This window comes from Clostridium mediterraneense, assembly GCF_900091705.1.
Lineage (GTDB): Bacteria > Bacillota > Clostridia > Clostridiales > Clostridiaceae > Sarcina > Sarcina mediterraneense.
In genome coordinates this window covers 1,636,833-1,659,728 of record NZ_LT594785.1, presented here as the reverse complement: position 1 = coordinate 1,659,728, position 22,896 = coordinate 1,636,833, and the positions used below count along the sequence as shown (strand labels likewise).

Below are 22,896 nucleotides of genomic sequence, written 5' to 3'. Positions count from 1 at the left end.
ATTAGGAAACGATATTAGGGATTTAAAGTTTATTTTTATAAAAACATAATTTCGTTAGTTTCTTTGGGTTTGTGTTATGGTTACAAAAAATAAGATTATTTAGGAGACTAAAGATGAACAAAAGATCAGCAGCAAGTAGAATTAGAAAAAAATTAAATAGAAGAGTTAGTATAAGAAGAAGAGTGGAATTAATGAGATTAAATAAAAAGAAACACGAAATGGAAATGTTAATTGAAAATCAAGAAATGTAAAAAAGCTAGGATTTTATCCTAGCTTTTTTTTATTTAGCTTCTAAATACTCATCGTAAGTACATTCTTTGTTGAACTTGATTTGTCCTTCATTAATTTCAATTATTCTACTTGCTATTGTTTGAACAAATTGGTGGTCGTGACAAGCAAATAATATGATACTCTTATAGTCTATAAGACCATTATTTAAAGCTGTTATTGATTCAAGGTCTAAGTGGTTAGTTGGTTGATCTAATATAAGTACATTAGCTGGGCTAAGCATCATCTTAGATAACATACATCTAACTTTTTCTCCCCCTGATAAAACAGTTGCTTCTTTAAGAGCTTCTTCTCCTGAGAATAACATTCTACCAAGGAATCCTCTTAAATAACTTTCAGATTTTTCTTCTGAATATTGACGTAACCAGTCAACAAGTGAATAATGACAGTTTTCAAAGTATTTTGTATTATCTTTAGGGAAGTATTCTCTTGAAGTTGTTACACCCCATTTGAATGTACCAGCATCTGGTTCCATTTCTCCCATTAAGATTTTAAATAGAGTAGTGATAGCTATTTCATCACCTGTGAAAGCAACTTTATCTTCTCTTCCAAGGATAAAGCTTACGTTGTCTAAAACTTTAACTCCATCAACAGTCTTTGTTAAACCATCAACCATTAAAACATCATTTCCAACTTCTCTTTCAGGTTTAAATCCAACGAATGGATATCTTCTGCTTGAAGGTTGGATATCATCAAGAGTAATCTTATCTAAAAGTTTCTTTCTTGATGTAGCTTGTTTTGACTTAGAAGCATTAGCACTAAATCTTGCGATAAAGTTTTGTAATTCTTTAATTTTTTCTTCTTTTTTCTTATTTTGATCTTTAGCCATTTGAAGAGCTAATTGACTTGATTCATACCAGAAATCGTAGTTACCTACATAAAGTTTTATCTTACCAAAGTCAACGTCACATATTTGTGTACATACCATGTTTAAGAAGTGTCTATCGTGAGATACTACTATAACTGTTCCTTCAAAGTTTGATAAGAAGTTTTCAAGCCATTCAATTGCTTTAAGATCTAAGTGGTTAGTAGGCTCGTCAAGGATTAGAACATCTGGTTTACCAAATAAAGCTTGAGCTAAAAGAACTTTAACTTTTTCGTCTCCCTTTAATTCTCCAACGTTTTTAAAATGAAGTTCTGTTCCAATTCCAAGTCCTTGAAGTAATGATGAAGCATCTGATTCTGCTTCCCATCCTCCCATTTCAGCAAATTCAGCTTCAAGTTCTGAAGCTCTCATACCATCTTCATCTGAAAAATCAGGTTTTGCATATAAAGCATCCTTTTCTTCCATAACTTCAAATAATCTTTTGTTTCCCATCATAACTGTCTTTAATACTTCAGTATCATTATATTGGTTATGATCTTGCTTAAGAACTGACATTCTTGAGTTAGGAGCCATTGAAACGTCTCCTGTATTAGGTTCAACTTCACCAGATAATATTTTTAGGAAAGTTGATTTACCAGCACCATTAGCACCGATAACTCCATAACAATTTCCAGGTGTAAATTTTAAATTTACATCTTCAAAAAGTTTTCTTTCACCAAATCTTAAACTGACATTAGTAACTGTAATCATTCTTTTCTTCCTTTCAAATTTACAAAATCTAAATTAAATTTAACTAAAAGTTAATATTTTTACCTTTAAAAAGATTTGAAGCTACTTTAAGTTACTTCAATTGACTATTATATCATAAATATAGTCAAAATCCTATTGTATTAGATATATCATTATGTTATATTTATAAAAACTTTTAATTTAGTCCAGAGAGGCTAAGAAGGGGGAAGAAATGACAAAAAAATTAAATAATCAATTAAACATTCACCAAGAAGGACTTGCAGATATAATAGGAGTTGAAGAAAAAATTCCTTTTAAAAAGGCTTTTCCATTTAGTTTACAACATTTATTTGCTATGTTTGGAGCATCAGTTCTTGTACCGATATTACTTCATGTAGATCCAGCTACGGCTTTTTTATTTAATGGAATAGGAACTTTGTTATATGCATTTATTACTAAAAGAAAGATACCAGCATTTTTAGGTTCAAGCTTTGCTTTTATAGCACCAACATTATTACTTTTAGATAGAGGATATTCTTATGCAGAAGTTCAAGGTGGATTTGTAGTTTCAGGTCTTGTCTTTGCAGGAGTAGGTATATTAGTAGCTTTTATTGGAACAGGATGGATTAAAAAAATATTCCCTCCAGCAGCTATGGGAGCTATTATAGCTATTATTGGTTTAGAACTTGCACCTAATGCAGTTGACATGGCAGGATTCCCTGTTGGTCTTAGTAATTCACCTACATTTAATGGGACATGGGTTTTAGTATCTATGGTAACACTTATAACAACAATTTTAGCAACTGTTTTATTAAAAGGATTTTTAAAGATTATTCCTATACTAATAGGAGTTGTTGTTGGTTATATAACTTCATGTATGGTTGGTTTAGTCAATTTTAATGAGATAAAAGAAGCAAGTATAATTGCTGTTCCTCATATGCAAATGGCTAAATTTAATATAAATGCTATATTAACAATACTTCCAGCAACTTTAGTTGTTATTGCAGAAAATATTGGACATTTAGCAGTAACAAGTAGTGTTGTAGGAAAAGATTTATCAAAAGATCCTGGTCTTCATAGATCACTTATGGGAGATGGTTTTTCAACAGCTTTATCTGGATTATTTGGTTCAGTTCCAACAACTACATATGGAGAAAATATTGGTGTTATGGCATTAACTAAAGTTTATAGTGTTTATGTAATATGTGGTGCAGGTATTTTATCAATCTTGCTTGCATTTTCAGGAACACTTGCTACAATAATAAAAACAATACCTACTCCAGTACTTGGTGGTATAAGTATTCTTTTATATGGAAGTATTGCAGCTTCAGGTATTAGAACATTTATTGAAGCTAAGGTTGATTATTCAAAAGCAAGAAACTTAGTTTTAACATCTGTAGTTTTTGTTGTAGGTATGAGTGGTATGTCACTTAAAATAGGAGCTGTAGATTTAAAAGGAATGGGCTTAGCTACTGTAGTTGCAGTTGTAATGAGTATAGCTTTCCTTATATTTGATAAGCTAGGAATAATGAATGAAAAAGAAGATGCTGATGAGTTTGTAGAAGAAAATTAATAAGCAATATTTTGGATTATTTTAATTAAGGGCATTTTATAAAATAATAAAAAAGAACTATCTAGAAAAGATAGTTCTTTTTTTATGATTTATATAAAAGTCTAAGTGATTTTTATTAATAAATTTTTAAATTACTTAAAATTTTATTAATTATTTATATATGTAAAAAATAAATTTGATTTTATTTAATTTATCATATAAAATAGTGATGTTAATTGAATAGGACAGTTCGGAAGCTTCCTGTCCCTAAATAAAACTACGGCAAAACTTTAATTTAATCTTATTTAAGATTAAGTTTATTTTTGATGGGAAAAATTATTTTCCTATTTAAATAGTAATTATTTTAGATTTTAAGTTTAAAACCGTAATTTTATATTACGGTTTTTTTATTTTGGAGGTTTATAATAGATGAATAATACAAGTTCAAGAACTAAGAAATTAGTAGTATCAGCTATTATTGCAGCTTTATATGCAGTTTTAACTTTATGGCTTGCACCAATAAGTTATGGACCAATACAATCAAGATTATCAGAAGTAATGGTTCTTTTAGCATTTATTGATCCTTTCTATATATGGGGATTAACACTAGGTTGTTTTATAGCTAATGGTTTAGGACCAGATGCTGTTTCAAATATAATTTATGGAGTTCCAGCAACATTTATAAGTGTTGTATGTGTAGCTTTAACAGGAAAATATTTAAGAAATACAAAGTGGGGAGTATTTTTAGCTTCTCTTTGGCCAGTATTATTTAATGGTGTTATTATAGGATACATGCTAAATAAATTATTTAATTCACCATTAGTATTAACTATGGTTCAAGTTGGTGCTGGAGAATTCTTTGCAGTATCAATAGTAGGAATAATAGTATATAAATATATATTTGTTAAACTTAAAGATAGAAAAGTTATATAAAATATAATAAGCTTCAAAATAAAAAGGAGGTTTCAAATTGAAACGTCCTTTTTTATTTGATAAATTAATTTTTTAATGAATGAAGAGGAGCTGGAATTCGACCACCTCTATCTATAAATAAATCACAATTACCAGGGGAAGTTCTCATTATAGGAGCAGTTCCAAGGAGTCCACCAAATTCAACTGTTTCCCCTACATTTTTTCCAGGGACAGGTATTATTCTTACAGCAGTAGTTTTATTATTTATCATACCAATAGCAGCTTCATCTGCAATTATTCCAGAAATAGTCTTATCAGAAGTTGAGCCTGGAACTGCTAACATATCAAGTCCAACTGAGCAGACGCAGGTCATAGCTTCTAATTTTTCTATTGTTAAGAATCCATTAGAAACTTGTTGTATCATACATTCATCTTCTGAAACTGGAATAAAAGCTCCACTTAGCCCACCAACAGATGATGAAGCCATAAGACCACCTTTTTTTACAGCATCATTTAACATAGCTAGAGCAGCAGTAGTTCCATGACCTCCACAATTAGAAAGACCTATTTCTTCTAAAACTCTACCAACAGAATCACCAACTGCTGGAGTTGGGGCTAAAGATAAATCAACTATCCCAAAAGGAATATCTAATCTTTTAGAAGCTTCCTTAGCTACAAGCTGTCCAACTCTTGTTATTTTAAATGATGTTTGTTTTATTGTTTCTGCAACTTCTTGTAGGCTTTTACCTCTAATATCTTCTAGAGCTTTTTTTACAACTCCAGGTCCACTTACACCAACGTTTATAATTTTTTCAGCTTCTCCAGTTCCGTGGAAAGCACCAGCCATAAATGGATTATCTTCAACAGCATTACAGAATACAACTAATTTTGCGCAGCCAAATCCATCTGGAGTAATAGAAGATGTCTTTTTTATTATTTCTCCCATCAGTCTTACAGCATCCATATTTATTCCATATCTAGTAGATCCAATATTAACAGAAGAACAAACTATATCAGTTTCTTTTAATGCTTCTGGTATAGAATTAATAAGAGTTAAATCGCTATTAGTAAAACCTTTATGTACTAAAGCTGAAAATCCACCAATAAAATTAACTCCAACTTCTTTAGCAGCTCTATCCATAGCTTTTGCTATTGGAAGATAGGAATTTGCTTTTGTAGCAGCTGCAACTAATGATATAGGAGTAACAGAAATTCTTTTATTTATTATAGGAATACCATATTCTTTTTCTATATCCTCACCAGTTTTAACTAAGTTTTCTGCTGAAAAAGTAATTTTATCATATATATTAGTACAAATTTTATTCATATCATCACTAGCACAATCTAATAGAGAAAGTCCTAAGGTAATAGTTCTAACATCTAAATTTTGTTGTTTAATCATTGATAGAGTTTCAAGAACTTCATTTTGAGTAATCATTTAAATCGCCCCCTAAATTTTATGCATTGAATTAAAGATATCTTCATGTTGAATAATTACATCAACAGCATTATTTTTTGAGTAATCATTAAATATTTCTTTTATAGTTCCAAAGTCTTCTTTACAATTTGAAAAATTAGTAATCATCATCATTGTAAAATAATCTTCCATTATTGTTTGACTGATATCAAGTATATTTATATTATTATCTGAAAGAATCTTTGAAACTTCTGATATAATACCAACTCTATCTTTTCCAACAACAGTTATAACAGCTTTCATCTAAAACACCTCATTTTACAGTTTTTACTAATTATATCATAATATTTAATATTTTGCTTATTATAAGTTGAATTTTATATATGTAGTGATTTAAAAATTAACTATTAAAAGCATAGTTTATAAGATATAATTATTAGAGATTATTTTAAATATCGAGGTGATTGATTATATGAGTATAGCAGGAAATGGATGCGATATTTTGGTGCCCTTTAATGAAAGGAAGCCACTTAATGAAATAGAAAGAAGTATAATAAAAAAGTATAGAAGAAATATATGGTCAAAATTTATAAAAGGTATAAAAAATTATAATTTAGTTGAAGAGGGAGATAAAATAGCTATTGCTATTTCAGGGGGAAAGGATTCTCTTTTACTTGCAAAGTTATTCCAAGAATTAAAAAAGCATGGAAATGTAAACTTTGAAGTTGTATTTATAGCTATGGACCCTGGATATCATCCACATATAAGAAAGCTTTTAGAAGATAACTGTGAGTATTTAAATATTCCAATAGAAATTTATGAATCAGGTATTTTCAATGTTGTAGATAAAATAGCACAGGATTATCCTTGTTATATGTGTGCAAGAATGAGAAGAGGTTCATTATATGCAAAAGCTAAAGAACTTGGATGTAATAAACTTGCTTTAGGACATCATTTTAATGATGTTATAGAAACTACAATGCTTAACATATTATATGCAGGTAGCTTTAAGACAATGTTACCAAGGCTTAAGGCAAGTAATTTTGATGGTATAGAACTTATAAGACCAATGTATTATATAGAGGAAAGATACATAAAAAACTTTATTCAAAACGCTGGTATATGGCCACTAAATTGTGCATGTATGGTAGCTGCCAAGAAAATAGGAAATACACGTTTTGAAATAAAAGATATGATAGAAGAATTTAAAAAGAAATTTAATGATGTAGATAAATCAATATTTAGAGCTGCTGATAATGTTAATATAGATGCAGTTTTAGGTTATCAAATAAATGGTAAGCATCATTCATATTTAGATTTCTATGATGATGAAAGTCTTTTAAATACAGTAGGAAATTTAACTAATGAAAAGCTTGCTGATGAAAAAGTAATAGCTGAGAAAGTAAGAATAGCTAAAGAATTATTAGATGTTCTTGATATTGAAACTATTGCAAAGAAAGTTGATATGGATGTTTCAGAAGTTAAGAAGATAAAAATGGATTGTGGAAAGTAAACTTAATTTAGTAATCTTTAGATTTTATGAAACTTTAAAATTACATAATTAGAGGAGATATTAATATATATATTAATATAGTAATTTTAAAGGTGAAAATAATGTTGATTACAGCTATAGAACTTCCTAGCCCTAGGATAATAAAAAAGAAGCTTAAGAAGTATATGAATGCAGAAAGAATAACTATTTATTCTTTAGCATCAATAGGAATTGTAGTTGTTTGTTTTAATTCAGTTCCAGTGAAAATACTTCCTATTGCATCCCTTATATACTGTACAGTAGCATATGAGATTATACAAAAATCTGAAGGTTTTATAGAAGATCCAGAATTGATAAAACTTATAATGGAAGATCCAATGTTTACAAATCAATGGCATTTATAATATATATAATTATATATTAATTTATAAAAGGAGAACAAAGCCTTGGAATTAATAAAAGAAATAACAAATAATGATATAGGGTTAGAAACTAATAAAAAGGATAAAAACTATAGAATAAGAAGAGCAGCTAGAGCTATAGTTATAAATGATAAAGATGAAGTGGCAATTTTAAAGGTTTCAAATTTAAACTATCATAAATTACCTGGTGGTGGTATAGAAGAAAATGAAACTATAAAAGAAGCTACTTATAGAGAGATAAAAGAAGAAACAGGCTGTGATATTAACATTCTAGATGAAGTTGGAATGATTATAGAATATGCAGATAATGATGATTTTTTACAAATATCTTATTGTTATCTTACAAAAGCTTTTGCTTATGGACAAATAAGTTTAACAGAAGGTGAGATAGCAGAGGGAATAGCTTTAGAATGGATGCCTATAGATAAAGCATTAAAAGTATTTAAGGAAGATAAGCTAGAAACATACAGTGGTAAATTTATAAATCTTAGAGATTTAATGTTGTTAGAAAAGGCTTATGAAATTTATTATTTAAATAAATAGAGGTAATATTTGGGAAAAATAAAGAAACTATTACTATAGAAATTTTTAAGAAATTTTATAGTGATAGTTCTTTTTTATTATTTTAATCCTTTGATTATTCTATATAGAATATCAGGATGATTTGTTATTATTGAAGTTATTTTTTTATCTACTAGATATCTCATATGGTTTTCATCATTTACTGTATAAGCATTTATATCTATATTACTTTTTTGAAGTTTTTCAATATTAGAGCTTATAAGAAGTGATGTATAGTTTGGATGCATTGCATCTGCATTACATGTTTTACAGTATTCTTGAGGATTATGCATTAGATTATCATATAGCAGTCCTGTTTTGATATTTTTATCTAGATTTTTAACTTTAATCATTGATTCATGATTAAAAGATGAGATAATAACATCTTCTTTTAATCCAAATTTATAAATTAAGTTAAGAGTTATTAGTTCTAAATCTTTATAATCTATAACGCTATTTTTTAGTTCTATATTTGTATATATTTTATTAGATTTAGCAAATTCCAGATATTCTTCTAATGATGGAATTTTTTCGTTATTACCAGCATTAAGAGTTCTTATTTCTCTATAAGTAAAATCTTTAACTTTACCAAGCTGTCCTGTAGTTCTTTCTAAATCTTCATCATGTATTATAATAGGTACATTATCTTTTGTTAATTGAACATCTAGTTCTATACCATCACATAATCCTTGTTCTTTAGCTTTTGTAAAAGCTAACATAGTATTTTCTGGGTAAAGAGCAGAAAAACCTCTATGTGCTATATTAAGAGTCATAATTAAAACCTCCATTATTTTTTTATTAATATATTTAAATATATCAATTTTGATGGCATAATGAAATAGTAAGTTTTAATAGGAGGAAAATCATGGACTTTAAGATAGGTAAATTAGATATAATTATTGTTTTAATAGGACTTATTTTGGCTATACTAAGTTATATATTCTATGAAGCAAATATTATAGTTTCAATCGCAATATGGGTTTTAGTTATACTTATATATAGAAGATATTATAGAAACAGAAAGAAAAAAGATATGTTAGGAGATGAAGAATAGTATGGAATTAAAAATATTTTTAAAAGCGAAAAGAGAACCTGTTATATATAAAGGTGATAGAATAGATGTACTAGATTTTCAAATGGGAGGAATTGAGTATAAGCAAATTAGGTATTTTAAAAAAGGATTTTCAAAGTCAGAACTTATAGAAACTAAATTAATAAATAAAATAGAAGAGGCAAAATAGAAAAAATAAACTAAAGAAAAGCTAGGTGATATACAGGTGAAAGGTAAAATAAATTTATTAGAAGATAGTGAAAAAAGTTTACTTGTTAAATATATGATACCATCAGTAAGTGGAATGTTAGGACTTTCAATATGTATTTTATTTGATACTATGTTTATAGGAAGAAGGTTAGGAAGTCTTGGACTAGCAGCACTTAATATAGGAGTACCAATTTTCAGTGTCTATTATGCTATAGCTTTAACTTTTGGAGTGGGTGGAGCAACTGCTCTTTCAATAGCAGTTGGAAGAAAGAAATTTCATAAAGTTAATGATATTTTTACTAGCTCCCTTATAGGAGCTATTATAGTAATAGTTTGTATTAATATACTAACATATTTATTTTTAGATGATATTTGTTACATACTTGGAGCAACTCCACAAACATTTGATTATGTTAAGCAATATTTAAAGATAATTTTTGATTTTAATGCAGTATTTATACTTTCTAATTTCTTAAATGTTTTTGTTAGAACTGATAAGGCTCCAAAGCTTGCAATGCTATCTATAATAACAACTAATATTGTTAATATAGTTTTAGACTATGTGTTTATATATCCATTAAATATGGGGATGAAAGGTGCAGCACTTGCAACAACCATAGGTCAGGCCTTTGGATTAGCAGTGTTACTAATACATTTTATTCAAAGAAATAATAGTATGCATTTAGAATTTAAAGCAGCAAGAACATCAACAATTTTTAAAGTTATAGCAAATGGTATGCCTAGTTTTGTAACGGAGCTTTCAGCAGGATTTGTTATATTTGTATTTAACAAAGTTATTTTATCTATAGGTGGTAATATATCTGTTTCAGCTTATGGAATTATAGCAAATATAGCACTTATATTCCTAGCTGTATTTAATGGCATAGCACAGGGAATGCAACCTCTTATAAGTATTAATTATGGTGGAGGAAAAGAAGAAAGAGTTAAAAAATTATTTAATATATCATTTAAGATAGCTTTAGGATTAGGTATTTTCTTCTTTTTAATAGGATTTATTATGCCAAAACAATTAGCATTAATATTTACTGATCAAAGAGGAGAATTAATTGATATAACTGTTAAAGGGATAAGAATATACTTTATAGCATTTATATTAATGGGAGTAAATATAGTTTCAATATCATACCTACAAGCTATCGAAAAGGCTAGATCATCATTTATATTATCAACATTTAGAGGTTTAATATTAACAATAGTATTAGTTATATTACTACCTAAGATTTTTGGACTTACAGGAGTTTGGATTACAGCTCCTTTAGTTGAAATTATTATTATGATTTGCTTTGTTATATTAAAATTAACAGAAAATAAAAAAGCAAAGTTATAAATTTATATATTTAATATTTGTAGAACAAATAAAAGTCGTATATAATAATTATAAAGTTAATTTATAAATGGAGGGAGAATTATGGATTTAAGTAATTATAAGTCAATAGATCCATTTATGCTACTTAGTATAATCAATTTAAAGCTAAGAGATTTTTATAGTTCACTTAACGAACTTTGTGAAGATTTAAACATTAATAAAGAAGAATTAAAAGAAATATTAGAGAAGAATGGTTTTGAATATATAGAATCATTAAATCAGTTTAAATAAGAGCGGCAGTATTCAGGAGGGAAAGTTTACATGAACACAGGAAAAGAGCCATATATTTTAGTATTTGGGGCAGCAATAGTAGATATTTTTGGATTTAGTAGATCAAAATATAGATCTTATAATTCAACACCAGGAGAAGTTAAGATGTCATATGGTGGAGTTTGTAGAAATATAGCAGAAAACATGGCTAGGGTAGGAGCTAATGTTAAGTTCATATCTATATTAGGAGACGATTCTAATGGACAACAGATGATGGAGCATGGTGCAAAACATGGTTATGATATGTCAGATTCATTAATATTAAAAGGAATGTCAACACCAACTTATCTTGCTGTATTAGATGAAAATGGTGAAATGGTATCAGCTATAGTTGATATGAAGAGTATAGACAGAATGACACCAGAATTTATAGATAGTAAAAGAGAAATAATTGAAAATGCTGAATATGTAGTTTTAGATGCAGATAACCCTGCAATAATGGAATATTTACTTACAAACTTTAGTGACAAGACTAAATTTATTTTAGATCCAGTATCAGCAGAAAAAGCAGGTTGGGTAAAACATCTTGTAAAGTATTTCCATACTATAAAACCAAATAGACATGAAGCTGAAATTTTAGCAGGCTTCCCTATAATAGATGATGATGACCTAATAAGAGCAAGTAACTACTTTATAGAACTTGGGGTAGAAAAAGTATTTATAAGTTTAGATGCTGATGGAATATTCTATAATGATGGTAAGGAATGTGGTAAAATATGTTCTGGCAAAGTTAAGGTTGTTAATGTTACAGGGGCAGGAGATTCATTTGTAGCAGGTATGGGATATGGATATTTAAATGGTCTTTCATCAGAAGAAACAGTTAAGTTCTCAATATCAATGTCTGTATTAACAATAGCTCATGAACAAACAATACATCCAGAAATGTGTTATGAAAAGGTAATAGAAACTGCTAATAATATGGAATGGACTGTAAAGAAATTATAGTTTTAATTTAAAATAAAGATCTTAATTAATATTTATAGGTGGTGAATTAAAATGAAAATTAAAAAAGGAAAAGCTACTTTGCTTGCTCTTGCAAGTGCTGCTTTAATAGCATCTTTAGCTTATGATAAGAAAAACAAAAAAAATAGTAATAATCAAGAAGAAAAAGAGGAAAGCGAAGAAAAGAGCTTTACATTATAATTTTCTTAAAAGATAGTTATTTTAAATAACTATCTTTTATTTCGAATTTTAACTTATAAATTATTTAATTAGAGTAAAATAAAATTTTAGGAGATTTTAGGTATGAATGCTATACAAGTATTAAGAGATGAACATAGAAATGTTGAGAGAATTTTAAATATAGTAAAAGCTATGGATTATAAAGTTTTATTAGATGATAAAATAGATTATGATGATTTCTTTATTGTAATAGATTGTATAAGAAATTATGCTGATGGAATACATCATAAAAAAGAAGAGGACATGCTATTTAAAGTTATGGTTAATGAACTTCCATTAGCAATAAAAAAGACTATAGAATCAGGAATGTTAGTAGAACATGATCAAGGTAGATTTTTTGTTATGGAACTTGAAAAGGCTGTAAATGCATATAAAGCTGGTGATGATAAGAAGAGACTTGAAATTATATCAAATTCTATGGGATATGTATCTCTTTTAGAAAGGCATATAAATAAAGAAGATAATGTTGTATTTAAATTTGGCGAAAATAATTTAAGTAAAGAAAGTATAGAAAAGTTAAATAAAGAATTTTCAGAAGTAATGTTATCACAAGATAGTAAAAAGTATATAGATAAAATAGAGTTATTAGAAAAGAAATATTTAGCTTAATAAGGGAAAGAGTTGTCTTTATAATTGACAACTCTTTTTTATTTATAAATTTAATAGGTTCTTAATAAACAAAGTTTATTACTTTTTTATTGTGTATTCTGTACATCTCAGGTGTTGTTTCATCTATCTTTTTAAATTCATAACCTGCATCTTTATAATGTTTAATAATTTTAGGAAGTGCAGTTGATGTATTATTGTGTAAATTTGTACAATGCATAAGTAGGATGATATATGGCTGATTACTCATAGCTTTTTTATAAATAGTAGATACTGAACTCTTAGGGTTTGCCCCATCTGCTGTATCAACATTCCAATCATATATCATAAAACCTTTATTATGTAAAAATGTTTCCCAATCTTTATTTATATGGAAAGATGTATTATTAACTCCAAAAGGAAATCTTAATATATTAGTTTTTACAGAAGTAATTTCATAAATTTTATTTTGTGTTTTTAACATTTCATCTAAAAATGCTTCTTTTGACCTATAAATTTTGTTTCTTTCATGAGTATATGTATGAAGTCCAACAGAATGACCTTCGTCAACCATACGTTTTAAAATATCTTGATTATCATCTAAAGTTTCACCTATTAGGAAGAAGGTAGCTGGAACTTCTTCTTTTTTTAATGTATCTAATATTTTAGGAGTAATTTTACATGAGATACCATCATCAAATGTTATATATATGACTTTAGATTCAGATGATTCTAAAGGTGAATCTTTTTCTTTAGCTAATACACCTGTATAAGGAATTATAATAGATAATATTATAGTTATTAAAATATTATAAATTGTAAATTTCTTAAACATACAATTCAGTCCTTTCTTATTATGCTAAGATTATTATTTGTATAAAATACTTATAATATTAGTAAATCCTATTAATATTTAAAAAACGATTTCTCTATGATATAATATATAAAAATAGAAAAGAAGGGATGTTTATGAAACAGATTATAGGAATAGTTCTAGGGATTATTATACTATTATTTGTAGCAAAGGTGTTATTAGCAGCTTTACCTATAATAATAGTAGCTGGAGCAGCTTTATGGTTATATTTAAGATATAAAACTAATAAAAGAATTAAGGAATTTAATGATAATATAAAGAACCAATATAATAGAGAAAATAATATGAGGTCACAAGAAACATATTATAATAAAGATAAGCAAGAGGAAAATTATAAAGGACCTATTATAGATGTAGATTATGAAGAAACAGATGAAAAATAGAGGTTTATAATATGAATTTTAGAAAATTAAAAATATTTTATGAAACAGCCAGCTCGTTAAATATGACGGAGGCAGGTAAAAAACTTTATATAAGTCAACCATCTGTTAGTCAAGCTATAAGGGAATTAGAAAATGAATTAGAAGTAAAACTTTTTGATAGAATAGGTAAGAAACTTTACTTAACAAATGAAGGTGAAATTTATTTAAAGTTTGTAAGTAGAATTTTGAATCTAAATGAAGAAGTTAAAATTATGTTAGATGATCTAAAAAATAATGTAACTGGCAAAATAAAAATAGGAGCTAGTACAACTATAGGAACTTATATTTTGCCTAATGTAATAAAAAGTTTTTTAGAGAAAAATAAAGATGTAGAGATATCTATAGTGATAGAAAATACTGAAGATATAGAAAAGTTAATTCTAGATAATGATGTAGATATAGCCTTTGTTGAAGGTGATGTAAATTCTAAAGATATAGTTAAAGAAGAACTATGGAAAGATAAATTAGTATTTGTTAAAGCTAAAGATATTGATATAGAATATAAAGAAAAAATTCCACTTATAATGAGAGAAAGAGGGAGTGGAACAAGAGATATAATTGAGACTAACTTAAAAAATAGTAATGTAGATTATAGTATTTGTATGGAACTTGGAAGTACAGAGCTTATTTTAAAAGTAGTTGAAGTAGGTCTTGGAATTGCATGTGTACCATATAGATGTGTAGAAAAAGAAATTAAAGAAGGAATTCTAGAAGAAGTCTTTATTGATGGAGTAAAAGAAATAAAAAGAGATTTTAGATTTATTTATCATGAAGATAAATTTTTATCTAATACTATGAAAGCTTTTCTAGAAGAACTAAAATCATATAAATAAGAGTCTATCTTTAATAAGATAGACTCTTTATTTTTTTATAATACATAAAAATAAACAGAAATGAAGTGTGATAGACTTCCAAGTAAAATAAATATATGAAATATTTCATGAAAACCTAAATGTTTAAATTCTAGAAATTTAGGTTTAACTGCATAAATAACTCCTCCGATAGTATATAAAATACCACCTAAAGCAAGCCAAAGAATACCAGCTAGAGAGATAGCAGAATATAAAGGAGCTATAATAAATATTGATACCCATCCCATTGCGATGTATATAGAAGTTGATAACCATCTAGGGCAATTAAACCAAATCATTTTAAATAAAACACCTGCTATAGTTGCAATAACTATTATACTTGTAAAAATTATTCTTAGATTACCTTGTAAAGCTAAAATACAAAAAGGAATATATGTTCCACCTATTAATATAAAAATCATTGAATGGTCTAGTCTTCTTAAAAAGGCTATTACATTTTCTGATGATATTGTTAAATGATAAGTTGCCGATGCGCTATAAAGAAGTATTAGGCTTATTCCAAATATGATGACTGAAATAAGACTTAGAGTCATATTTTCATTAATATAAGTTACTTTAGTTATCATTATTATTAGAGCTATTAAAGATAATATTGCTCCAGCTAAATGAGTAAATCCATTTACAGGCTCTCTAAAGTGGTTATTAATATTCATAAAATTCAACCTCCTAATCTGACATCTAGTTTTTAAAACTACGTTATGTTATAATCTGATTATGAACTAATAAAATATAAAAGTCAATAAAAAAATTCATATTTAATATATGAATATAATCATAGATTTTTGATATAATTAAAGCTGGATTAAAAAAATTAATACTTTTTTAATATTTAATGAGGTGAAAAATTGAGAGACTTACTAGATGAAACAGAAAATTTAAATTTAACAGATAATATAGAACTTCAAGATATTCCTGAAATAGATTTATATATGGATCAAGTTATACAAATATTTGAATCAAAACTTTCAAATTACAAAAGAAATGAAGATGATAAAATACTTACTAAAACGATGATTAATAACTATGTGAAAGGCAAGCTTTTAATGCCAGTAAAAAATAAGAAATATAGTAAAGAACATATAATACTTATGAGTTTTATTTATAATTTAAAGGGAGCTTTATCAATATCGGATATAAAAAAATTATTAGAACAAATTGTTGTTGATATAGAGGATGGGAATGATGTAAATATAGAAGAAACATATTCAAAATATCTTGATATCAACAAAATAAATTCAGAGAATTTTAAAGAAGAAGTAAGAATTATAAATGAAGAAATAGAAAAGCAAAATATAAATAAGAATAAAGAATTGATATTAGCGAGTGCTCTTATTGATAAAGCTAATATGTATAGAAAATTAGCAGAAAAAATTATAGATGAAAATAATTAATAATAAGATATAAAACTAAAAAAACAATCACCCTAAGCTAGATATATTCATATATATATATTAAGTAAAGGTCTTAATATTTTTTATAACTGAGGAGGTAAAGTTATGAACTTTGAAGAATATATGAATTATCAAAATTCTGGCGACGTTTGTGATTGTGAATGGGAAGAAGATTACGATGATGATTTTTGTGAAGAAAAATATGAACCAGAATGTGAAGAAGAAGATCCATATTGTCCAGAAGAACCAGATTGTGAATATGAAGAAGAACCACCATGTAAATGTGAACCAGAAGAAGAATGTTTAGAAGATACAGTAGATAATAGTTGTATGAGCTGTTGTAGACCAACTTATAAACCATTACCTAGAATGGGAAAAGTAGAAGCTTTTTCATTTTTAAATTGTGTTGATGGTGAAGCAATAAGTGGAGTTCCTTTCAATTTATATTTAATAGAAGATGGTTGTGAAAAGTTAGTAGCAAGCAAAAAGACAGATAAATGTGGAAGAGTAGAATTTACTTGTTTAAAGAATGGATTATATAGAATACAACAAGTAGTTGATGAATGTGTATTTGAATGTCCAGAATATTTCCCAGGAAGAGAATTCTGTATTACAGACAGAACTAAATGTCAAAAAATAGTCGTTATTAATAAGCTTAGACAAATAGACAGATGTTTAAAGAAAGTGATTGATAGAGCTGCAGAACGTGCTGTTAATAGAGCTCTTTGCAGAATTGCTAGAGCAAGAAGATGCTGTTAAAATCATTTGATTAAGATAAAAGAATATTTTATTTTATTAAAAGAAGAGGATTATCCTCTTCTTTTAAATTTAAGCAAGTTCTTCCCATTCTTCGTAAAGTTCTGCTATATATTTTTCAAGATTTAAAATTTCCTTATTAACTTTTTCACTTTCAGTTGGATTTGAATAAACTTCTTCTTTACATAGTTCTTCTTGAAGTGCAAGGAGCTTATCTTCACTATCTGAAATTTCTTTTTCTAAGTTTTTAAGTTTCAATTTTAATTCTTTTTCAGCTTTTTGAGCTTCTTTTTTCTTTTTACGATCTTCTTTGATTTGAGTTTTAGTTTTTGAAGTTCCATTTTCACTTTCAAATTCTTCAAATCTATTAGGATTTTCTTTTTTCTCTGAATAATAACTATAATTACCTAGATAAGTATTTATATTATTTTCTTCAAGTTCAAGTATTTTTGTAATAACTTTATTTAAGAAATATCTATCATGAGATATAACAATTAAAGTACCATCATAACTAAGAATGGCATCCTCTAAAGCTTCTCTAGACATTATATCTAAATGGTTAGTAGGCTCATCAAGTAATAGGAAATTAGGCTTTGATAACATAAGCTTTAACAGGTTTATTCTACATTTTTCTCCACCACTTAAAAGAGATATTTCTTTAAATACATCATCTCCAGTAAATAGGAATGAAGCTAGAGCGTTTCTAAGTTCTGTTGTAGTCATTTTAGGGAATGTATCCCAAACTTCATCTAAGATAGTTTTATTTAAATCAAGATCAGATTGTTCTTGGTCATAGTATCCTGAGAATACATTTTTACCCATAGAGAATGAACCAGAATCTGCTTTAATTTTTCCTAAAAGTATTTTTAGAAGGGTAGTCTTACCTCTACCATTTTCACCTATTAAAGCAACTTTTTCTCCACGTTTTAAATCAAAAGATATATTTTCGAAAAGTTTCTTCTCAGCAAAGCTTTTTGAAAGATTTTCTACATGAAGAACATCATTACCGCTAGTTACTTCTGCTTTAAATTTTATATTAGAAGCACGTTTTGCTATTTCAGGTGCATCAAGTCTTTCCATTTTATTTAAAGCTTTTTCCCTACTTTCAGCAGCTCTAATACTTTTTTCTCTATTAAATGAACGGAACTTTTCTATTATTTCTTCCTGTCTTTTTATTTCATTTTGTTGAAGTTTATAAGCTTTAAGCTTTGCTTCTAAATCCTTTTCTCTAAGCTCTAAGAACTTAGTATAACTAGCATTGTAGCAATTAACCTTACCACTCATAAGTTCATATGTATAATTAGTAACTGAGTCTAAGAAAAATCTATCGTGAGATATAACAAGAACAGTACCTTTATATGATTTTAAATAATCTTCTAGCCATTCAATAGCATTTAAATCTAAGTGGTTTGTAGGTTCATCAAGAAGTAATATATCAGGTTTTGATAAAAGTAGTTTACATAGAGCAACCCTTGTTTTTTGTCCTCCACTTAGGAAATTTATTTGTTTGCTATAATCATTTTCAAAGAAACCAAGCCCTTTAAGAACTCTTGAAATTTCACCCTTATAAGTATATCCACCAATATTTTCAAGCAATTCTTGAGAAGTAGTGTAATCTTTTATAAGTTTATTATGATAATCTTCTTTACTAGGATCAAAAGGTTCATTCATTTTTTCTTCTAGCTTTAATAATTTATTTTCTAAATCAGTTATTCTAGAAAATACTGATAACATTTCATCATAGATTGTTTTATTTTCATCTAAGGAAAGATTTTGTGAAAGGTATCCAAGTGATTTATTTTTATCTATAAATAATTCTCCAGAATCAGCTGATGATTCTTTAGTTAATATTTTAAAAAGTGTAGATTTACCTTCACCATTAGCACCTATAAGTCCAACCTTATCTCCTTCATTTATATTAAATGTGACATCTCTTAAAACTTCATCTATACCAAAGCTTTTTTTTATATTTTTGCAACTTAAAACGATCATATTATTAAACTCCTTTTTAGCTATAGTATGAATTCCTGTATTAAACAATATATTAATTATACTAACAACTTCTATTAAATTCAAATAAGTATTGGCTTGAGGCTAATATGTTAAGTAACGTATCTGCCTTATTTTGAATAGAATAGTGTGGAGACAATGTAGTTATGTTATCTTCAATTATTATAAAATATCATAGAGTATAGATAATAATTAGATAGTATAAACTAAGCTTAGTAAATAAATAGAGTAGAGTTAGATTAATATAATTCATTGATATTTATAAATTTATAAACATTTAAAAATAAAGTTGAAGATAGATAATAAATTTTAGGAGAAGTTTATAAGGGAGGAGAAAATAACTTATAGAAATACAAAAGAATATTATAAATATGAAAGGAGGATTAATAAAAGATTAGGTATTTAATCTAATTTTTTATTAAGATAAGATATGAGTAATATAGATAGTTATAGAAATTTATTTATTGGTGTTGATGATAAATTAAAAAATAGTGATGGAAGTTTATTTATTCCTATTAATTTTGATAATGCAGCTACTACACCTGCTTTTAAATATGTTCATGATAATGTAGAAGAATATTCGCATTGCTATGGGTCAATAGGTCGTGGTAAGGGTTTAAAAAGTTGTATGTGTACTGATTTCTATGAAAATTCAAGAAAGGTAGTTTTAAATTTTTTTGATATACCAGATGATAAGGATTATACAGTAATATATGTTAAAAATACAACAGAGGCAATAAATGTTTTAGCACAGGCTCTCATAGATGATAAAAGTGAAAAAATTATATCTACTAGAATGGAACATCATGCAAATGACTTACCTTGGAGAGAAAGAGCTAATGTTCTTTATATAGATGTTGATGAAAATGGAAGATTAAATTTATCTGATATTGAGAAAGTTTTAAAAAATAATAAAATAAAATTAGTTACTATTACTGCTGCTTCTAATGTTACTGGTTATATAAATTCAGTAAATAAAATAGCTAAAATTGCTCATAAATATGGAGCTATGATAGTTGTTGATGCTGCTCAGTTAGTTGCTCATAAGCATTTAAATATATTAGGTGAGAATGAAGGAGAAGATATAGATTTTGTAGCTTTTTCAGCGCATAAAATGTATGCTCCTTTTGGAGCTGGAGCAATAATAGCAAAAAGAAGTTTAATCAAAGATAAAGTTCCATTTATAAAAGGTGGTGGAGCTGTTGATATGGTTTTAGATAATAAAGTTTATTGGGAAAAGATACCTGCAAGATATGAGGCAGGAACACCAAATTTTTTAGGTGTAGTTGCATTAGTTTCAGCAATACAGGAATTAAATAAAATAGGCTTTAGTAATCTTGAAAAACATGAAATTTCTTTAAAAAAATACTTGTTAGATAGGCTGAATTTAATACCCAATATAATTGAATATGGACAACCAAGAGATAATGATAGTATAGGGGTTATAAGTATTAATGTAAAAGGAAGAGAGCATGAGGAAGTTGCTAAATTATTATCAGATATTAGAGGGATAGCAGTTAGAAGTGGAGGATTTTGTTCACATCCTTATGTTAGAAGATTAATTGGCTATGATGAAAAAGAAAGTATGAAATATATAAAAGACTCTAGTATAAGTAGACCAGGACTTGTTAGGATAAGCTTTGGTTTATATAATAACGAATCTGAGGTGGATATATTTTTAGATACCTTAGAATATATAGCAAGAAATAAGAATTTAAGAATATAAAAAAGAGGTGTCTCTATTGAGACATCCTCTTCCTATAATATAAAGTTACCGTATATAGGTAAATCAGTTTCATTATTATTGATTGTTTCATTGTTTATTAAAGGTCTAAAGTAATCTAAGGCTTCCTCAGTTACCCCATTACCTTTTTCATTTATCCAATCAGTAGGGAAGTATTTTATATTATTAGCTACATTTTTAGCAGGGATTAATATTGATTTTGAACTATAGATTTCAAAATTATTTCTTTCTATTCCAACCATAATACCATTTTCACAATCTTTAGAATACTTAAGAGCATCTCTACCTACCATTTCTGCTTCTTTAAGATCTACTTTAGAAGCACAGTGCATAGCACATCTTTGTAAAACTCCAAGTTCTAATGATTTAACTCTACTTGTGATTCCTGATTTTATAATTAAATTCTTTAGATAATTTCCCACACCACCAAGTTGAGCATGTCCAAAGTTATCATGTGAAGAAATTTTTGCTTCTGCTATAAATTTATTGTTAGCATCTTTAATTCCCTCAGAAGCTACTATATAAACATGATTATTTTCTTTAAATAATCTTTCTACATCTTTTAAAAATTCATCTTCTGAGAAGGCTGCTTCTGGAAGATATATAAGGTCAGCACATTGTTTTCCATTAATATGTGCTAGAGCAGCTGAAGCAGCAAGCCAACCAGTATCTCTTCCCATAGCTTCTAAAATGAATATGCCATTATTAGTATATACTTTTGAATCAAGATAGCTTTCAAGTACAGATGTTGAAATAAATCTTGCTGCACTTCCAAAACCAGGTGTATGATCTGTATACATTAGATCATTATCAATTGTCTTTGGTATTCCTATAAATTTGATTTTTATATTATTAATATTGGCATATTCACTAAGTTTAGCGATTGTATCCATAGAATCATTACCACCAACGTAGAAGAAAGTAGTAACATTTAATTCGTTTAATATATCTATAAGTTTTATATATTCTTCTTCTGAAGTATTAAAATCTTTTAATTTATATCTACAAGAACCAAGTCCAGAAGATGGTGTATTTTTAAAAGTTTCTAATTTATCTAAATCAATAGAAGATAAATTAACTATTTTTTTTTGTAGAATACCTTCTATTCCGTTTAGACCTCCATAAACATTATCATATATTTGTAGATTAAAATTTTCTTTAACAACTCCATAAACACTAGAATTTATAACAGATGTAGGTCCACCTGATTGAGCGATAATACAATTCATATAAGATACTCTCCTTTGATTAGTTAAATATATGTGATATACAATTTAGTATAATAAGATAACACAATTAATAATATACAACATATTAGTAAATAAATCAAAGGAAAAATATTTTATTTTTATAAATTAAAATTATTTTAACAATATATATATTAAAGTAGCGTATTCTAAATATTAATTAAATATAATTTTAAAATAATATATACAAAAAATATAATAAGTTATTATATGTTATAATTAATATATAAAGAATTCGTTAAATGTAGGAGTAAGAACTATGGAAATTAGGGAAGTTTTAAAAAGTAAAAATATAAAGATTACAAAAGCTAGACTTTTAATATATGATTTATTATTAAATAAAGAGGAGAGTCTTTCAGCAGAGTACTTATTTAATAAGTGTAAAGAGCAGGAAGATATAAATTTATCTACTATATATAGAACATTAGAATTATTTGAGAAGAAAGGAATAGTTGATAAAATTTTTGCTCTTGATGGTACAAGTGCATATACCATAAGAAAACATAAACATAATCATATAGTTGAATGTAGTTTATGTCATAAAGAAATAGAAGTAGCTTGCCCAATGACTCAAATAGAAGAGCTATTAAAAGAACAAACAGGTTTTAAGTTAACTGAACACAAATTACAATTAAAAGGATTATGTAAGGAATGTTCAGTAGATGAGGATAAAAATAAAAAGTAGCCAATAAATAA

General features: G+C 27.0%; 26 protein-coding genes and 1 pseudogene. 19 read left to right on the top strand and 8 right to left on the bottom strand.

Annotated elements, in window-relative coordinates; genetic code table 11:
• Positions 1-113: 113 nt before the first annotated feature.
• Positions 114-251: a hypothetical protein gene (locus BN8917_RS14380; protein WP_159426737.1), complete on the top strand. Its 138-nt coding sequence runs from the start codon at positions 114-116 to the stop codon at positions 249-251.
• A gap of 29 nt (positions 252-280) precedes the next feature.
• Here the strand turns inward: BN8917_RS14380 and BN8917_RS09970 are convergent, their stop codons facing one another.
• On the bottom strand, positions 281-1,864 hold the full coding sequence (locus BN8917_RS09970; protein ID WP_066873988.1) for an ABC-F family ATP-binding cassette domain-containing protein: 1,584 nt from the start codon (positions 1,862-1,864) through the stop codon (positions 281-283).
• Between the two features lie 211 nt (positions 1,865-2,075).
• Between BN8917_RS09970 and uraA the strand changes: the two genes are divergently transcribed.
• Positions 2,076-3,416, top strand: coding sequence for a uracil permease (uraA, locus tag BN8917_RS09965; protein WP_066873986.1), 1,341 nt, complete (start codon positions 2,076-2,078; stop codon positions 3,414-3,416).
• 408 nt (positions 3,417-3,824) lie between these two features.
• A complete protein-coding gene (locus BN8917_RS09960; RefSeq protein WP_066873984.1) occupies positions 3,825-4,328 on the top strand; it encodes a QueT transporter family protein in 504 nt (167 codons plus the stop codon).
• Between the two features lie 64 nt (positions 4,329-4,392).
• On the opposite strand, the gene BN8917_RS09955 is transcribed toward BN8917_RS09960, so the two are convergent.
• Entirely contained in the window at positions 4,393-5,745 is a 1,353-nt protein-coding gene (locus BN8917_RS09955; RefSeq protein ID WP_066873981.1) for a PFL family protein, read from the bottom strand.
• 12 nt (positions 5,746-5,757) lie between these two features.
• Positions 5,758-6,027 carry an ACT domain-containing protein gene (locus BN8917_RS09950; RefSeq protein WP_066873979.1) on the bottom strand — a complete coding sequence of 90 codons (270 nt, stop codon included), beginning with the start codon at positions 6,025-6,027 and terminating at the stop codon, positions 5,758-5,760.
• A gap of 169 nt (positions 6,028-6,196) precedes the next feature.
• Between BN8917_RS09950 and BN8917_RS09945 the strand changes: the two are divergent.
• From BN8917_RS09945 to BN8917_RS09935, 3 genes and pseudogenes are all read left to right on the top strand, one after another.
• A pseudogene (locus BN8917_RS09945) lies at positions 6,197-7,057 on the top strand (tRNA 2-thiocytidine biosynthesis TtcA family protein); the annotation flags it as partial.
• Between the two features lie 281 nt (positions 7,058-7,338).
• Positions 7,339-7,620 carry a hypothetical protein gene (locus tag BN8917_RS09940; protein WP_141668660.1) on the top strand — a complete coding sequence of 94 codons (282 nt, stop codon included), beginning with the start codon at positions 7,339-7,341 and terminating at the stop codon, positions 7,618-7,620.
• Between the two features lie 42 nt (positions 7,621-7,662).
• Positions 7,663-8,181, top strand: a complete 519-nt coding sequence (locus BN8917_RS09935; RefSeq protein ID WP_066873973.1) for an NUDIX hydrolase — start codon at positions 7,663-7,665, stop codon at positions 8,179-8,181.
• A 77-nt stretch (positions 8,182-8,258) separates the two neighbouring features.
• On the opposite strand, the gene BN8917_RS09930 is transcribed toward BN8917_RS09935, so the two are convergent.
• On the bottom strand, positions 8,259-8,972 hold the full coding sequence (locus BN8917_RS09930; protein ID WP_084748583.1) for a glycerophosphodiester phosphodiesterase: 714 nt from the start codon (positions 8,970-8,972) through the stop codon (positions 8,259-8,261).
• Positions 8,973-9,064: 92 nt separating this feature from the next.
• Here BN8917_RS09930 and BN8917_RS09925 point away from each other — a divergent pair, with 92 nt between their 5' ends.
• The 7 genes from BN8917_RS09925 to BN8917_RS09900 all read left to right on the top strand — a co-directional run bounded on the left by BN8917_RS09925 (position 9,065) and on the right by BN8917_RS09900 (position 12,908).
• On the top strand, positions 9,065-9,253 hold the full coding sequence (locus BN8917_RS09925) for a hypothetical protein (RefSeq protein WP_066873969.1): 189 nt from the start codon (positions 9,065-9,067) through the stop codon (positions 9,251-9,253).
• A 1-nt stretch (position 9,254) separates the two neighbouring features.
• A complete protein-coding gene (locus BN8917_RS09920; RefSeq protein WP_066873967.1) occupies positions 9,255-9,440 on the top strand; it encodes a hypothetical protein in 186 nt (61 codons plus the stop codon).
• Between the two features lie 36 nt (positions 9,441-9,476).
• Positions 9,477-10,808 carry an MATE family efflux transporter gene (locus tag BN8917_RS09915; RefSeq protein WP_096030720.1) on the top strand — a complete coding sequence of 444 codons (1,332 nt, stop codon included), beginning with the start codon at positions 9,477-9,479 and terminating at the stop codon, positions 10,806-10,808.
• Positions 10,809-10,889: 81 nt separating this feature from the next.
• Positions 10,890-11,078: a DUF4250 domain-containing protein gene (locus BN8917_RS09910; protein WP_066873965.1), complete on the top strand. Its 189-nt coding sequence runs from the start codon at positions 10,890-10,892 to the stop codon at positions 11,076-11,078.
• A gap of 30 nt (positions 11,079-11,108) precedes the next feature.
• The gene (locus BN8917_RS09905; protein WP_066873963.1) at positions 11,109-12,062 is read left to right on the top strand and encodes a carbohydrate kinase family protein; all 954 of its coding nucleotides are present in this window, start codon (positions 11,109-11,111) and stop codon (positions 12,060-12,062) included.
• A 51-nt stretch (positions 12,063-12,113) separates the two neighbouring features.
• The gene (locus BN8917_RS14375; protein WP_159426736.1) at positions 12,114-12,260 is read left to right on the top strand and encodes a hypothetical protein; all 147 of its coding nucleotides are present in this window, start codon (positions 12,114-12,116) and stop codon (positions 12,258-12,260) included.
• A gap of 102 nt (positions 12,261-12,362) precedes the next feature.
• Positions 12,363-12,908 carry a hemerythrin domain-containing protein gene (locus BN8917_RS09900; protein WP_066873960.1) on the top strand — a complete coding sequence of 182 codons (546 nt, stop codon included), beginning with the start codon at positions 12,363-12,365 and terminating at the stop codon, positions 12,906-12,908.
• A gap of 61 nt (positions 12,909-12,969) precedes the next feature.
• On the opposite strand, the gene BN8917_RS09895 is transcribed toward BN8917_RS09900, so the two are convergent.
• Complete coding sequence (locus BN8917_RS09895; RefSeq protein ID WP_066873959.1) at positions 12,970-13,719, bottom strand: polysaccharide deacetylase family protein; 750 nt, start codon at positions 13,717-13,719, stop codon at positions 12,970-12,972.
• 134 nt (positions 13,720-13,853) lie between these two features.
• On the opposite strand from BN8917_RS09895, the gene BN8917_RS09890 reads away from it, so the two are divergent.
• Both BN8917_RS09890 and BN8917_RS09885 read left to right on the top strand, forming a co-directional pair.
• Entirely contained in the window at positions 13,854-14,141 is a 288-nt protein-coding gene (locus tag BN8917_RS09890; RefSeq protein WP_066873956.1) for a hypothetical protein, read from the top strand.
• A gap of 11 nt (positions 14,142-14,152) precedes the next feature.
• A complete protein-coding gene (locus BN8917_RS09885; RefSeq protein ID WP_066873954.1) occupies positions 14,153-15,013 on the top strand; it encodes a LysR family transcriptional regulator in 861 nt (286 codons plus the stop codon).
• Positions 15,014-15,048: 35 nt separating this feature from the next.
• Here BN8917_RS09885 and trhA read toward each other — a convergent pair whose 3' ends face one another.
• Positions 15,049-15,705: a PAQR family membrane homeostasis protein TrhA gene (trhA, locus tag BN8917_RS09880; protein WP_066873952.1), complete on the bottom strand. Its 657-nt coding sequence runs from the start codon at positions 15,703-15,705 to the stop codon at positions 15,049-15,051.
• 192 nt (positions 15,706-15,897) lie between these two features.
• Here trhA and BN8917_RS09875 point away from each other — a divergent pair, with 192 nt between their 5' ends.
• Together BN8917_RS09875 and BN8917_RS09870 are read left to right on the top strand one after the other, a co-directional pair.
• Positions 15,898-16,443, top strand: a complete 546-nt coding sequence (locus BN8917_RS09875) for a DUF1836 domain-containing protein (protein WP_066873950.1) — start codon at positions 15,898-15,900, stop codon at positions 16,441-16,443.
• A gap of 105 nt (positions 16,444-16,548) precedes the next feature.
• On the top strand, positions 16,549-17,202 hold the full coding sequence (locus BN8917_RS09870) for a prealbumin-like fold domain-containing protein (protein ID WP_066873948.1): 654 nt from the start codon (positions 16,549-16,551) through the stop codon (positions 17,200-17,202).
• Positions 17,203-17,271: 69 nt separating this feature from the next.
• Here BN8917_RS09870 and abc-f read toward each other — a convergent pair whose 3' ends face one another.
• Positions 17,272-19,191, bottom strand: a complete 1,920-nt coding sequence (gene abc-f, locus BN8917_RS09865; protein WP_066873946.1) for a ribosomal protection-like ABC-F family protein — start codon at positions 19,189-19,191, stop codon at positions 17,272-17,274.
• 448 nt (positions 19,192-19,639) lie between these two features.
• Between abc-f and BN8917_RS09860 the strand changes: the two genes are divergently transcribed.
• Positions 19,640-20,935 (top strand): aminotransferase class V-fold PLP-dependent enzyme, encoded by a 1,296-nt coding sequence (locus BN8917_RS09860; RefSeq protein ID WP_066873944.1) that lies wholly within the window; start codon positions 19,640-19,642, stop codon positions 20,933-20,935.
• Between the two features lie 32 nt (positions 20,936-20,967).
• On the opposite strand, the gene BN8917_RS09855 is transcribed toward BN8917_RS09860, so the two are convergent.
• A complete protein-coding gene (locus tag BN8917_RS09855; RefSeq protein WP_066873942.1) occupies positions 20,968-22,182 on the bottom strand; it encodes a 6-phosphofructokinase in 1,215 nt (404 codons plus the stop codon).
• Between the two features lie 277 nt (positions 22,183-22,459).
• On the opposite strand from BN8917_RS09855, the gene BN8917_RS09850 reads away from it, so the two are divergent.
• Positions 22,460-22,885, top strand: a complete 426-nt coding sequence (locus BN8917_RS09850) for a Fur family transcriptional regulator (RefSeq protein ID WP_066873939.1) — start codon at positions 22,460-22,462, stop codon at positions 22,883-22,885.
• Positions 22,886-22,896: the final 11 nt, after the last annotated feature.

What these genes read in the sequence shown, in the direction of transcription:
- BN8917_RS09900 (WP_066873960.1), top strand. Translation starts at nt 12,363, where the DNA reads ATGAATGCTATACAAGTATTAAGAGATGAACATAGAAATGTTGAGAGA.
- BN8917_RS09920 (WP_066873967.1), top strand. Translation starts at nt 9,255, where the DNA reads ATGGAATTAAAAATATTTTTAAAAGCGAAAAGAGAACCTGTTATATAT.
- BN8917_RS14380 (WP_159426737.1), top strand. Translation starts at nt 114, where the DNA reads ATGAACAAAAGATCAGCAGCAAGTAGAATTAGAAAAAAATTAAATAGA.
- abc-f (WP_066873946.1), bottom strand. Translation starts at nt 19,191, where the DNA reads ATGATCGTTTTAAGTTGCAAAAATATAAAAAAAAGCTTTGGTATAGAT.
- BN8917_RS09885 (WP_066873954.1), top strand. Translation starts at nt 14,153, where the DNA reads ATGAATTTTAGAAAATTAAAAATATTTTATGAAACAGCCAGCTCGTTA.
- BN8917_RS09955 (WP_066873981.1), bottom strand. Translation starts at nt 5,745, where the DNA reads ATGATTACTCAAAATGAAGTTCTTGAAACTCTATCAATGATTAAACAA.
- BN8917_RS09860 (WP_066873944.1), top strand. Translation starts at nt 19,640, where the DNA reads ATGAGTAATATAGATAGTTATAGAAATTTATTTATTGGTGTTGATGAT.
- BN8917_RS09925 (WP_066873969.1), top strand. Translation starts at nt 9,065, where the DNA reads ATGGACTTTAAGATAGGTAAATTAGATATAATTATTGTTTTAATAGGA.
- BN8917_RS09890 (WP_066873956.1), top strand. Translation starts at nt 13,854, where the DNA reads ATGAAACAGATTATAGGAATAGTTCTAGGGATTATTATACTATTATTT.
- BN8917_RS09960 (WP_066873984.1), top strand. Translation starts at nt 3,825, where the DNA reads ATGAATAATACAAGTTCAAGAACTAAGAAATTAGTAGTATCAGCTATT.
- BN8917_RS09870 (WP_066873948.1), top strand. Translation starts at nt 16,549, where the DNA reads ATGAACTTTGAAGAATATATGAATTATCAAAATTCTGGCGACGTTTGT.
- trhA (WP_066873952.1), bottom strand. Translation starts at nt 15,705, where the DNA reads ATGAATATTAATAACCACTTTAGAGAGCCTGTAAATGGATTTACTCAT.
- BN8917_RS09910 (WP_066873965.1), top strand. Translation starts at nt 10,890, where the DNA reads ATGGATTTAAGTAATTATAAGTCAATAGATCCATTTATGCTACTTAGT.
- uraA (WP_066873986.1), top strand. Translation starts at nt 2,076, where the DNA reads ATGACAAAAAAATTAAATAATCAATTAAACATTCACCAAGAAGGACTT.
- BN8917_RS09850 (WP_066873939.1), top strand. Translation starts at nt 22,460, where the DNA reads ATGGAAATTAGGGAAGTTTTAAAAAGTAAAAATATAAAGATTACAAAA.
- BN8917_RS09940 (WP_141668660.1), top strand. Translation starts at nt 7,339, where the DNA reads ATGTTGATTACAGCTATAGAACTTCCTAGCCCTAGGATAATAAAAAAG.
- BN8917_RS14375 (WP_159426736.1), top strand. Translation starts at nt 12,114, where the DNA reads ATGAAAATTAAAAAAGGAAAAGCTACTTTGCTTGCTCTTGCAAGTGCT.
- BN8917_RS09855 (WP_066873942.1), bottom strand. Translation starts at nt 22,182, where the DNA reads ATGAATTGTATTATCGCTCAATCAGGTGGACCTACATCTGTTATAAAT.
- BN8917_RS09950 (WP_066873979.1), bottom strand. Translation starts at nt 6,027, where the DNA reads ATGAAAGCTGTTATAACTGTTGTTGGAAAAGATAGAGTTGGTATTATA.
- BN8917_RS09905 (WP_066873963.1), top strand. Translation starts at nt 11,109, where the DNA reads ATGAACACAGGAAAAGAGCCATATATTTTAGTATTTGGGGCAGCAATA.
- BN8917_RS09970 (WP_066873988.1), bottom strand. Translation starts at nt 1,864, where the DNA reads ATGATTACAGTTACTAATGTCAGTTTAAGATTTGGTGAAAGAAAACTT.
- BN8917_RS09930 (WP_084748583.1), bottom strand. Translation starts at nt 8,972, where the DNA reads ATGACTCTTAATATAGCACATAGAGGTTTTTCTGCTCTTTACCCAGAA.
- BN8917_RS09895 (WP_066873959.1), bottom strand. Translation starts at nt 13,719, where the DNA reads ATGTTTAAGAAATTTACAATTTATAATATTTTAATAACTATAATATTA.